This window comes from Corallococcus aberystwythensis (assembly GCF_003612165.1).
Classification (GTDB): domain Bacteria; phylum Myxococcota; class Myxococcia; order Myxococcales; family Myxococcaceae; genus Corallococcus; species Corallococcus aberystwythensis.
In genome coordinates, this window is record NZ_RAWK01000303.1 from 1 (window position 1) to 11329 (window position 11329).

General features: G+C 71.1%; 10 protein-coding genes. 6 read left to right on the plus strand and 4 right to left on the minus strand.

Features of this window, described 5'->3' with window-relative positions; translation table 11 throughout:
• Positions 1 to 3532, plus strand: a 3532-nt coding sequence (locus D7W81_RS35060) for a DEAD/DEAH box helicase (protein ID WP_438503393.1), incomplete at its 5' end; no start/stop codon positions are given.
• 348 nt (positions 3533 to 3880) lie between these two features.
• Here D7W81_RS35060 and thiD read toward each other — a convergent pair.
• The 3 genes from thiD to D7W81_RS35075 all read right to left on the minus strand — a co-directional run bounded on the left by thiD (position 3881) and on the right by D7W81_RS35075 (position 6489).
• On the minus strand, positions 3881 to 4690 hold the full coding sequence (gene thiD, locus D7W81_RS35065; RefSeq protein ID WP_120559736.1) for a bifunctional hydroxymethylpyrimidine kinase/phosphomethylpyrimidine kinase: 810 nt from the start codon (positions 4688 to 4690) through the stop codon (positions 3881 to 3883).
• A gap of 45 nt (positions 4691 to 4735) precedes the next feature.
• Complete coding sequence (locus tag D7W81_RS35070) at positions 4736 to 5752, minus strand: alpha/beta fold hydrolase (RefSeq protein WP_120559737.1); 1017 nt, start codon at positions 5750 to 5752, stop codon at positions 4736 to 4738.
• Positions 5753 to 5838: 86 nt separating this feature from the next.
• Complete coding sequence (locus tag D7W81_RS35075) at positions 5839 to 6489, minus strand: NADPH-dependent F420 reductase (protein WP_120559738.1); 651 nt, start codon at positions 6487 to 6489, stop codon at positions 5839 to 5841.
• Positions 6490 to 6592: 103 nt separating this feature from the next.
• On the opposite strand from D7W81_RS35075, the gene D7W81_RS35080 reads away from it, so the two are divergent.
• Positions 6593 to 7495 carry a LysR family transcriptional regulator gene (locus D7W81_RS35080; RefSeq protein WP_120559739.1) on the plus strand — a complete coding sequence of 301 codons (903 nt, stop codon included), beginning with the start codon at positions 6593 to 6595 and terminating at the stop codon, positions 7493 to 7495.
• On the opposite strand, the gene D7W81_RS35085 is transcribed toward D7W81_RS35080, so the two are convergent.
• A complete protein-coding gene (locus D7W81_RS35085) occupies positions 7482 to 8174 on the minus strand; it encodes a TVP38/TMEM64 family protein (RefSeq protein WP_438503394.1) in 693 nt (230 codons plus the stop codon). The two genes, D7W81_RS35080 and D7W81_RS35085, sit on opposite strands and share 14 nt — an antisense overlap.
• Positions 8175 to 8542: 368 nt before the next feature.
• On the opposite strand from D7W81_RS35085, the gene D7W81_RS35090 reads away from it, so the two are divergent.
• The 4 genes from D7W81_RS35090 to D7W81_RS35105 all read left to right on the plus strand — a co-directional run.
• The gene (locus D7W81_RS35090; RefSeq protein ID WP_120559741.1) at positions 8543 to 9007 is read left to right on the plus strand and encodes a general stress protein; all 465 of its coding nucleotides are present in this window, start codon (positions 8543 to 8545) and stop codon (positions 9005 to 9007) included.
• Between the two features lie 39 nt (positions 9008 to 9046).
• Complete coding sequence (locus tag D7W81_RS35095; RefSeq protein ID WP_120559742.1) at positions 9047 to 9382, plus strand: hypothetical protein; 336 nt, start codon at positions 9047 to 9049, stop codon at positions 9380 to 9382.
• A gap of 35 nt (positions 9383 to 9417) precedes the next feature.
• A complete protein-coding gene (locus D7W81_RS35100; protein ID WP_120559743.1) occupies positions 9418 to 10653 on the plus strand; it encodes a sodium:proton exchanger in 1236 nt (411 codons plus the stop codon).
• Positions 10650 to 11329, plus strand: a 680-nt coding sequence (locus D7W81_RS35105; protein WP_497747187.1) for a cation:proton antiporter, incomplete at its 3' end; no start/stop codon positions are given. The genes D7W81_RS35100 and D7W81_RS35105, both read left to right, overlap by 4 nt.

Consider the following 11329-nt stretch of genomic DNA (forward strand, 5'->3'; position numbering starts at 1 on the left):
GGCGCCCCCCGTGCCCCCGTTCCAGACGGAGGCGGACCTGCGCGCGTGGCTGCGGGCCGAAGGCCTGGAGCACCTGTCGCGCCTGAGTCTGGCGCTGCTCACCCCTCGCGTGGAGGCCGCGTACCTGCCCCAGGTGCGCGCGGTGATTTCACGCCGCCGGCTGGTGGAGCTGCTGGCCCAGGACACGCTCGACCGGTGGACGGCGGAGATGCTGCCCACGCCGCGCATGCGGGACCTGCTGCCGGTGCTCGCCTGGCGCTACGTGGAGGACGAGCGGCAGGGCGCCATCGAAGCCCGGGCCTCCCTCGCTGAAAGGCTCACGCCCCCTTCCGACAAGCGCACGCACACGGTCCACGGGATGCTGCTCGCGTGGCGTGCCCGCGTGCCTCCAGGCATCGCGCCGCGTCCGGAGCGCATGCTGCCGGTGGAGGCGCTGATGGAGGACCCGGACCTGCCGGGCTTCCGCCTCAAGGAGACGCGCATCTCCGAGCTGCCGGTGTCGCCTCCCGGTTCGGGCTTCGTCCTGGTGGAGGCGCGGCTGACGTTCAGTCCGTCCGGCGTGACGGCGGACTGTTCCTGTGGCGCGACGTTCTGCGTGCATCAGCTGGCGGCGGTGGACACCACGCTCCTGTGGCTGCGGCAGCGGTGGACCGAGGACTTCGGCGAGACGCTGGAGGAGCTGGTGCGGCCCGCGTGGGCGCGGACGCTGCGCGCGCTGGAGCGGGCGGTGGAGGAGAGCCCGGGTGGCGGCGGGGGCGTGGAGATCTCCTGGCGCCTGGACGTCATCGAAGGGTACGGCGTGGAGGTCGCGCCGTACGTGCACAAGCGCACGAAGAAGGGCCAGCGCTCGACGGGGGCGAAGGTCGGCCGGCGCAAGCTGTTGCAGGAGTACGGCTCGCAGCTTGGCCCCGCGGATTCGCGCATCGCCACGCTGCTCCCGGACGGCACGGCGCCCGCGTCGCGTGCGCTGCTGTTCGAGCTGATGGATCATCCGCGCCTGTCGCTGGAGGGCACGCAGGACATCCCCGTGCGCATCGAGCGCGAGAAGGTGGGACTGGTCGCCGAGGACCGGGGCGGCACCGTGCTGGTGAACGCGGGCGTGGACGGCGCCGCGCTGCCCGCGCCGCTGTTGGAGCGCGTGCGCAAGTCGAAGCCGGAGGACGCGGTGTTCCTCTGGGACGAAGGCGCGCACGTGCTCACGGTGTTGGACGTGAGCCCGGAGGTGCGCGCGCTGGCCACGGTGCTCCAGCGGCACGGCAATGCGTTTCCGCCGGAGAGCCACGGCGCGCTCCTGGAGCAGCTGTCGAAGTTCTCCGTGCGCCTGCCGGTGGCCATGCCCCGCAGCGTGATGGGGGAATCCATCGCGCCGCAGCAGCTCCCGGTGCTCCGGCTGGAGGGACAGCCCGGGGGCGCGGTGCGGCTGGAGCTGCGGCTGCGCGCGCTTCCGGACGGGCCCGCGTTCCTGCCCGGCGAGGGGCCTCGCGACGTGCACGTGCGGCGCGACACGCGGTCCTTCCACGCGGTGCGCGACTTCGTGCGCGAGCTGACCGCGGCCACGGCGCTCCAGGCCCGGCTGCCCTTGCAGACAGCGGAGCCGCAGGAGCTGCCGTTCTGCTTCCTCTTCCACAGCGCGCAGGGAGGGCTGGCGGTGCTGGCCGCGTGCGCGGAGATGGAGCCCCGGCCGGAGCTGGAGTGGGTGGGCGCGTCCATGCGGCTCGTGCCGAAGCGGGGCGCGGGCGACCTGAAGGTCGTCCTGGAGCGCAAGCGCGAGTGGTTCGGCGTGCTGGGCGGTCTGGCCGTGGAGGGCGAGCGGGTGGAGCTGGCGCGGCTGTTGGACGCGGCCCGGCGAAAAGAGCGCTTCATCCAGGTGGACGCGCGCACCTGGGTGGAGATCGAAGCGGCGCTGCGCGAGCAGCTGGAGAAGCTGGCGGACCACGCGTACCTGTCGCGCCACGGGCTGGAGGTGGGCCCGTCCGCGGCGGAGGCGCTGGCGGGGCTGGGCACCGCGGGCGCGCTCATCGACGCGGATGCGTCCTGGAAGACGCTGGTCGAGCGCATCTTCGCGGCGAAGGAGCTGAAGCCCAAGGTGCCCGCGTCGCTCAAGACGGAGCTGCGCGACTACCAGCTGGAGGGCTTCCGCTGGCTCACGCGGCTGGCGTCGTGGAACGCGGGTGGGGTGCTCGCGGACGACATGGGCCTGGGCAAGACGGTGCAGGCCCTGGCCGTGCTGCTGGAGCGCGCGAAGCACGGGCCCGCGCTGGTGCTGGCGCCCACGTCGGTGGCCTTCAACTGGCGCGACGAGGCGAAGCGCTTCGCACCGTCGCTCAAGGTGACGATCTTCTCGGACGCGGAGGACCGGGGCGGCACGCTGGAGCGGCTGGGGCCTCGGGACGTGCTGGTGCTCAGCTACGGCCTGCTCGTGCGCGACATCGAGCGGCTGGCCGCGCTGCGCTTCGCCACCATCGTCTTCGACGAGGCCCAGCAGCTGAAGAACGCGGCCACGCAGCGCTTCCGCGCGGCCCGGGCGCTCCAGGGGGACTTCAAGTTCGCGCTGTCCGGCACGCCGCTGGAGAACCACCTGGGCGAGCTGTGGTCGCTGTTCGCCGTCGTCTTCCCGGGGCTCCTGGGCAGCCTGGAGGCGTTCCGCAACCGCTTCGCCGCGCCCATCGAAAAGCAGGTGGACCCCACGGCCGCGCCCGCGCTGGCCCGGGTGCTCCAGCCCTTCCTCCTGCGCCGCACCAAGGCCCAGGTGGAGGCGCAGCTGCCGCCGCGCACGGACGTGCACGTGCCCGTCGTGCTGTCCCCGCCGGAGTGGACGCTCTACGAGGACGCGCGCCTGGCGGCCCTGTCCGACCTGGAGACGCGCAAGTCGAAGATGAGGGACCAGGAGCGCCGCATCGAGGTGCTGGCGGCGCTGACGCGGCTGCGGCTGCTCGCGTCGCACCCCCGGCTGTACGACGACGCTTCCAAGCTGGAGTCCTCCAAGCTGGAGCGCTTCCTGGAGCTCATCCAGGAGCTGCGCGAGGAGGGCCACCGGGCACTGGTGTTCAGCCAGTTCACGTCCCACCTGGCGCTGGTGCGCGAGGTGCTGGACGCGCAGGGCATCGCCTACGAGTACCTGGATGGGCAGACGCCCGCCGCTGCCCGGGCCGACCGCGTGCGCGCCTTCCAGGAGGGCGACGCACCCCTGTTCCTGATTTCACTCAAGGCGGGCGGCTTCGGTCTCAACCTGACGGCCGCCACCAGCGTCATCCACCTGGACCCGTGGTGGAACCCGGCCGTGGAGGATCAGGCGTCCGATCGCGCCCACCGCATCGGTCAGCAGCGCCCCGTCACGGTGTACCGGCTGGTGGCGCGCGGGACGATCGAGGAGCAGATGCTGTCGCTCCATGAGCAGAAGCGGGCCCTGGTGGCCGGCGTCCTGGAGGGCAAGGACGCCGCCGCGCGCCTGTCCACCCAGGAGCTGCTGGGGCTGCTCTCACAGCGGCTGCCGGGCATTGAAGGCCTGGACTCCGACGCTCCGAAGCACTGAACGCTCTTTCCGTGGTTTTCGGGCAGGCCTTCCGTGCGCCTGAACAGACACTGAACAGACTTTCAGATAGTTCCGTCAGGACCCAGGCTGAACAGCCGAGCAGTCCTGGGCTCCTGATCGGCCATGCCTACATGAAATCCTGATCAGGTGGGGGGAGCGCGCCGTTTGTCTGCGGACATTCGACGCGATCACCTACGTCCGCCCACCGATCAGAACAACCATGCCTACATGTTCTTGCTTTCAGTGGGTCGCAGTCCACCCAAATGAAACATGTATCAAATAAATACATGTTTCATTGATGTGACATGCTGCAATTCAATGCAATCAATTGCATTTAATTCACATGTATCAATCATGAATCAGCGGGAAGAAGTGCCCGATGGGGCCGTTCCCGTGGCCCACCGCGAGCGGGTAGCGCAGGGCGGAGGTGACGTACTCCTTCGCCAGCCGCACGGCCTCCAGAGGCGGGGTGCCCAGCGCGAGCCTCGCGGCGATCGCGGCGGACAGCGTGCAACCGGTGCCGTGCGTGTTGGGGGTGTCCACGGGCGCGACGGACAGCGTCTCCATCCGCGTGCCGTCGAACCACACGTCCGTGCCGCGCAGCGCGCCCGGCATGCCGCCGCCCTTCACGAGCACCACGCGGGACCCCAGCGCGTGGATGCGCCGGGCCGCCTCGCGCATGTCCTCCAGCGTCTGGATGTCCATGCCCGCGAGCAGCTTCGCCTCGTGGCGGTTGGGCGTGAGGATGGCGGCAAGGGGCAGCATGCGCGCGCGCAGCGCCTCCACCGCCGCGTCGTCAATGAGCTGCGAGCCCGCGCGGGACACCATGACGGGATCCACCACGATGGGGCCCAGCGACACGCGGGCCAGCTGATCCGCCACGGCCTCGATGAGCGGGCGTTGGGCGAGCATGCCCACCTTGACCGCGTCCACGCGCATGTCCGACACGACAGCGTCCACCTGCGCGGTGACGGACTCAGGAGGGAGCAGGTCCACCCGCGTCACGCCGCGCGTGTTCTGCGCGGTGATGGCCGTCACGGCGCTGGTGCCGTGGACGCGGTGGAAGGAGAAGGTGCGGAGGTCGGCCTGGATGCCCGCGCCACCGCCGCTGTCCGAGCCGGCGATGGTGAGGGCGGTTGCGACAGGGAAGGGCTTCATGGGCGCGGCATCCTAGCCGCGCTCCGGTGCCTCATGGCCCTGGAACTAGAACTGGTTCTGCCGGGCCTGGTCGAAGTCCACGCGGTGCTTCAGGTACAGCGTGTCCAGCATGTGGTTGCTGAGGGGGTTCAGGTTGCCGTCGGTGAAGCGGTGCACCACCGCGCCCTTGCCCGCGTCCTTGAGGAAGGCCAGCGGATCCACGTCGCCGCCCAGGCCCGTGAGCGTGGGCACCGGGTCCGCGTTGTTGACGTAGTGCACGTACTTCGGACCGTCCGGGTACTTCGTGGACGCGGCGCCGAAGGTCTCCACCTGCAGGTGGCTCAGCTTCGCCTCCACCTGCGCGGGGGACAGCCCGTCCTCCACGCGCAGCCGCTTCGCCACGTCGTTCAGCGCGCGCGCGGTGACGAGCCCGCCCTGGCTGTAGCCCACGAGGTGCACGTCGCGTCCGGCCTTCAGCTCCGAGTAGAGCGTGTCCGCCAGCGTGTCCACCGCGGGGTTCTTGCCCTTGTCCAGCTTGTCCGTCACGCACTGGGCCAGGTCCTTCACCAGGCCTTCGGTGGCGTTGTGGATGCCCACCACCTTCGCGCCGGAGCTGTCCGCCAGCGCCTGCATCTCCCCCAGCTGGCCCGCCGTCGGCGTCATGATGCCGTTGACGTAGAGGAGGGTCTTGTCCGGGTTCGGGTTGTTCTTCGGCGTGACGCCCGGCACGTCGCCTGGCTTCGTCGTCGCCGGCAGCGTCTTGCCGCCCGCGCCCACGAACATGCCGTCCTGCGCGCGGTCCGGCTTCGCGCCGCCGAAGAGGCTGGTGATCTCCTTCACCGTGGTCGCGTTGAAGACGTTCGCGCCCATCTCCACGAAGCGGGGGATGTCCTTGATGCCGCCCACCGCCGCGTCGATGAGGCCCCCCAGCAGGCCGTTCTTCCGCGCGGGCGCGGCCTGCTCGAAGGAGGACTTCTGGAACGCGGGCTGGTGCGGCGCCGGCTTCTTCGCGAGCGGCTCCGCGGCGGTCTTCGCGGTGGAAGCGGGCACGGCGAGGGAACGGGTGCGGTCGATCGTGCTCATGAAGACCTCCAACCACCGGGGGAAGTGGGTTTGGGTAGGTTATCCGCATCCGGCCGCGGAAGTTGCGTCCCCCTGCGTCATGGATGTCAGCGCTTCACGACGTGGATGTTGAAGTCGCCGGTGCGAAGGGTGCCCCACAGGCGCAGCCACAGCGGGAGGAAGGCCTCGGTGCCGCGCGCGGTGGTGATGTCGCCCAGGTCGATGACGTGCTTCCAGCCGAAGCCCTCCGTGAGCAGCTGCTTCACGCGGGCCTTGGCGTCCACGTCGTTGCCGGACACGAAGACGTCGTGGTCGCCGGGCACGCGCGAGGGCTCCACCATCACCTCGCAGTTCATCGTGTTGAGCGTCTTCACCACCTTCAGCGACGGGAAGGCGCGCTGGAGCTGTTCGCCCAGCGAGTCGTCCGGAGGCGTGGAGAGCACCGGCGGCATGCCCTTCGTGAAGTCGAGCGGGTTGGACACGTCCACCAGCACCTTGCCGCGCAGCGCGTCCTCGCCCGCGGACTTCAGGACGTCCAGCGACGCATTGCCCAGCGTGCAGTTGAAGAGCAGCTCCGCGAACGCGGCGGCGTCACGGAACGTGCCCTGCGACGCCTTGCCTCCGGCCTTCTTCACCCAGGCGGCGGCCTTCGCGTTGTCCGGCGTGCGCGAACCCATGCGCACCTCGTGGCCCAGCGCCACCAGCTTGCTGCCCAGCGTCTCACCCACCATGCCCGTGCCCAGGATCGCGATCTTCATGAGGACTCCCTTTCGTGTGGGGTGAACCCTAATCGTCAACCGGAGTGACCGTGAGCACGTCCGGGTTGAACCATCGTCAACCTTGGGTTGACAATCCCGCCCCATGGACCTGTTCACGGGCGTGTTGCCGTTCCTCCACGTGGCGGAGGAGCGGAGCTTCCGGAAGGCGGCGGAGCGGCTGGGCGTCACCGTGGCGGCGGTGAGCAAGGCGGTGCGCAAGCTGGAGGAGGACCTGGGTGCGCGGCTCCTGGAGCGCACCAGCCGTCAGGTGGCCCTCACGTCCGAGGGCGCCGCCTTCCTGGAGCGGGCGCGCGAGGCCGTGGCGCAGATGCGCGCCGCTCGGGAGACGGTGGCCCAGGCGCACCGCGCGCCCAAGGGGCCCGTCACCGTATCGCTGCCGTTCATCCTGGGCCCCGTGCTGCTACCCCGGCTGGCGCGGCTCCAGGCCCGGCACCCCCAGCTCACGCTGCACGTGCGCATGAGCGACCGGCTGAGCAAGCTGGTGGAGGAGCAGGTCGACGTGGCCATCCGCCTGGGCGGGCTGGAGGACTCCAGCCTCGTGGCGCGGCGGCTGTTCTCCACGCGCTGGATGACGCTCGCGTCGCCGGCCTACGTGGCCCGGCATGGGACGCCGGAGCATCCGTCCCAGCTGGAGCGCCACGCGTGCCTGAAGTTCGTGGATCCGCGCGGCCTCACCCGGGAATGGCACTTCCGCGAATCCCCCGGCGGCAGGCCCGCGGTGGTGCGCACGCGGGCAGCCATCGACGTGGATCACGGCCCGGCGCTGCTGGACCTGGCCGCCGCCGGGGCCGGGCTCTGCCAGGTGCTGGACTTCATGAGCGACGCGCGCCTGCGCGAGGGCGCGCTGGTGGAGGTGCTGACGGAGTACGCGGCGGAAGGGCCGCCGGTCCATGCCCTCTGCCTTCCGGGGCGCCAGTCCGTGCCCCGCGTCCGCGCGCTCCTCCAGCACCTGGTGGAGGAGCTGCGCGCCGTCACGGCGTGGTGAGCGCCTGCTTCGCGCCGGGCAGCTCGCTCGCGGCCTCCGGTTCGGGCACGGGGGCCTCCGCCTGTGCCTCGTTGACCTCCTTGTAGAACCGGCGGCCGAAGATGACGCCCAGCACCAGCGACACCACCATGCCCACCGCGGACACGGCGGTCATCACCGTGCGCCCCTGCGCCAGGCCACTGCCGAACTGCGCGGTGAGGAACGTGCCCGGGATGGTGCCCAGCACCACGCCCAGCACGGACGGCCAGAAGCGCGCGCCACTGGCCGCGCCGGCGATCAGCATGATGTCCGTGGGGCACAGCGGGTTGAGGCACGCCAGGAACGTGAACTGGAAGTCGTGCCGCCGCGCCGCCTTGGCGATGGCCGGGTACTTGCTGCCGCACAGCCGCTGCATGGGCCGAGTGCCCAGCTTGCGAGCGACGAAGTAGAGCAGGGTGGCGGACAGGAAGCTGCCCGTTAGTGAATAGAGGGTCGCGGCGAGGGTCCCGAACATCATCCCGCCCACCGCGGTGAGGACCTGACCGGGCAACAGCGTCAGGGGGCGGACGGCCAGGAAGGCCACGTAGGCCAGGGGCGCGTAGTCGCCCAGGGGAAGCAGGAGCTCCCGGATGGTGCGCTGATCGATGAAGTCCGGCCCCAACAGCCGGAGCATCACCAGACCGCCAATGGAGACGACCATGGGCGCGAGGATCCGCAACCAGGTCTTCAGTCCGTTCCTGACGCTCGACAAAAGAAACCTCCCCCATCTCCCGCCAAACCCATGTGTCAGGCGTTGCGCACAAGGTGGGAACCGAGCAGGGAATCGGCAACGTGACCTGAATTGTTGTGAACAACGAGAGCGTCCTGCCGGGCAATCACCCGTCCCGTCCGGATGCCCAGCAGGCCTGACAAGCGCGCGAAATCCTTGGGGATTATGCATGCAATGTCAGGAGAGAACGGCTGGCGGTGTACGGAGCTTGCTTGCATCGGGGCGCTTCCGTCCCAAGGTTTCAGGCAAGGGACATCAGGCGCGGACGGGGTTGGGCAGTCACGAGAGGAGACACGGACATGTCGGACAAGGACAACAAGGGCAGCATGACGGTGGCTGAGGCGGGGCGTAAGGGCGGCGAGACGGTCCGCAACGAGCGCGGTCGCGAGTTCTACGAGACCATCGGCCGCAAGGGCGGCGCGACGGTGAAGGCCGAGCGCGGCCGCTCCTTCTACGAGGAGATCGGCCGCAAGGGCGGCGAGACCGTGAAGGCCGAGCGCGGCGCGAAGTTCTACGAGGAGATCGGCAAGAAGGGTGGCGACCGCGTCAAGGCCACCCGCGGCCCGAACTTCTATGAGGAGATCGGCCGCAAGGGCGGGCAGAAGGTCAAGAAGCTGATTGAAGAGGGCAAGCGCGCCGCCCGCGCCGCCATGGATGCCCAGGCCGCGGCGGGGACTGCTCCCGCGACCGAGGCCGCTCCGGCCGCACCGGCGGCCCCTGCCGCCACTCCGGAAGAGCCCTCGCAGCCGGGTGGCAACGAGTAACGGGGGACAGGATGCGCGGTCTTCCGGTATGACGGCCGCGTGTACCTGGTCATCACGTTCCTCGAACAGGTGGAGACGACCGAGCGGGCGATCCGCCGGCTCCGGGATTTCGGCATCCCGGAACCGCTGGTCATCCGGGCGCGCAGCGCCGCCGCGGCCCTGTCCGCGGAGGTGCCGGTGTTCGCCGGGCTGCGCAGCCTCGCGCTGGGCGCGGATGAAGACCGCGTCGTGCTCGTGAGCGTGCTGCCCGCCCTCCCACAGGAGGAGCTGGATCGCATGCTCCAGCGCGTGCAGCTGGAGATGGACGCGGACGACCCGCCCATGGGCCGCCTGGTGGCCCTGCCTGTCATGGCGGCGCCCACGCACCGGCGTTGATGACGGGCGGGGGCGCACGGGTGTAAGCACGTTCCGTGCAAGCGCTGCTCGTCTTCCTCATCGTCGCGGCCTTGTCGCTGCTCGCGTCCAGCCGGTCGCTGCTGGCCCCGGGCCGCTTCCCGGCGCTGGCGCAGCTGGCGGCCAGTGGCCTGCTGTTCCTCATCTTCGGGGCCCTGCTGGGCCCGTCCGTCCTGGGCGTGCTCACCGCGCGCAACCTGGACTCGCTGCGCCCGCTGGTGGCGCTGGGGCTGGGGACGGGCGGCGTCCTGCTGGGCCTCAACCTGGAGCCGCGCCTGCTGCGGCTGTTGCCCCGGCCCGTCTACGCGGCGGCGCTGGCGCACGCGGGCACGGCGTTCCTCTTCGTCGCGCTGCCCCTGTCCGTCCCGCTGCTCTTGTCCATGGGCCTGAGGCCCCTGGTGGCGGTGGGCGCGGCGGCGCTGCTGGGCGCGGCGGCGAGCCTGTCCTCCGGCCACTTCGCGGTGCTGGGCTACCGCAACGGGCGGCTGGAGCGCGCGCGGGGCCTGGGCGTGGCGCTGCTCACGATGATGGACGACGCGGTGGGCCTGGGCGTGCTCGCGCTGGGGCTGGTGCTGGGCGCCACCGGCAACGCGGCGGAAGGGCTGGGCCTGCTGGGGCTGACGCTGCTCTTGGGCGTGGCGTGCGGCGCGCTGCTGGCGTTCCTCACGTATTCGCTCAAGGACCTGGCGGAGCAGACCACGGTGACGCTGGGCATGGTGGCGCTGGTGGGCGGCGCGGCGGCGTACCTGCGGCTGTCGTCGCTGCTGGCGGGCGTGGCCTGCGGCGCGACGCTGGCGCTCATGGGCGGGCGCACGGCGGAGCGCGTGTCGCGGGCGCTGTCCCGCGTGGAGCGGCCCACGTACCTGGTGCTGGTGTTCCTGGTGGGCAGCCACATCCACGCGCGCGACCTCTCCGCATGGGCGCTGCTGCCCGCGTTCGTGGGCCTGCGCTTCCTGGGCAAGGTGCTGGGGGGACGCTTCGCGCAGCGGCTCACTGCGGGCGTGTTGGACCTGCCGCCGCGCTTTGGCTACGCGCTCATCTCCCAGGGCGGCCTGGCGCTGTGCCTGGTGGCGGAGTACGTGCTGCTGGTGCCGGGCTCGCTGTCGCAGCGGGTGCTGGACGTGGTGGCGGTGGGCGCGGTCGTCAACGAGATGCTCGCGCACGGGGCCTTCCGGCACGTGCTGGCCGCGGAGGCCCGGCCCACGCCCACGCAGGCCCCGCCTTCCGCCGGTGACGCGGGGGTGGCGGCATGAAGGGGTCCATCTTCCGCCTGCTGCTGCTCATGGCGCTGCTGGCGGCCATCACCCAGGCCCAGGCGGTGCGCGTGGACGCGGGCACGCCGGTGCTGCTGGCGGCGGGCGCGCTGCTCTTGTGCGGCCTGTTCGCGGGCAAGGTGGCCAAGGGCCTGGGCCTGCCGCGCCTCACCGGCTACCTGCTGGTGGGCGTGGCGGTGGGGCCGTACGCGCTGGGCTTCATCCCCAACGCGGGCGTGAAGGGGCTGGAGCTGGTGAAGGGGCTGGCGGTGAGCCTCATCGCGCTGGTCGCGGGCACGGAGCTGCACCTGGGGCTCATCCGCCGGGTGGGCGCGCGCGTGGCGCTGCTCTGCGCGGCGGTGTGCGGGGTGACGTTCGCGGTGTGCTTCGCGGCCACGTTCGCGCTCAAGCCCGTGCTGCCGTTCCTGACGCCCATGACGGTGCCGCAGGCGCTGGCGGTGAGCGCGCTCTTGTCCACGGTGGTGGTGTCGTTCTCCCCCACGGTGACCATCGCCATCGTGCAGGAGACGTCCGCGCGCGGCCCCTTCACGGAGTTCCTGATGGCGCTGGTCATCATCGGGGACCTGTTCGTGATGGTGGCCTTCGGCCTGGCGGCGGGCGTCACCCGCGCGACGTTCGGCGACGGCCTGGACGTGCCCGCGCTGGTGGGCGGGGT

Coding starts and splice junctions, on each gene's coding strand:
- thiD (WP_120559736.1), bottom strand. CDS start 4,690: ATGAAGCCCTTCCCTGTCGCAACCGCCCTCACCATCGCCGGCTCGGAC.
- D7W81_RS35070 (WP_120559737.1), bottom strand. CDS start 5,752: ATGAGCACGATCGACCGCACCCGTTCCCTCGCCGTGCCCGCTTCCACC.
- D7W81_RS35075 (WP_120559738.1), bottom strand. CDS start 6,489: ATGAAGATCGCGATCCTGGGCACGGGCATGGTGGGTGAGACGCTGGGC.
- D7W81_RS35080 (WP_120559739.1), top strand. CDS start 6,593: ATGGACCTGTTCACGGGCGTGTTGCCGTTCCTCCACGTGGCGGAGGAG.
- D7W81_RS35085 (WP_438503394.1), bottom strand. CDS start 8,174: ATGGTCGTCTCCATTGGCGGTCTGGTGATGCTCCGGCTGTTGGGGCCG.
- D7W81_RS35090 (WP_120559741.1), top strand. CDS start 8,543: ATGTCGGACAAGGACAACAAGGGCAGCATGACGGTGGCTGAGGCGGGG.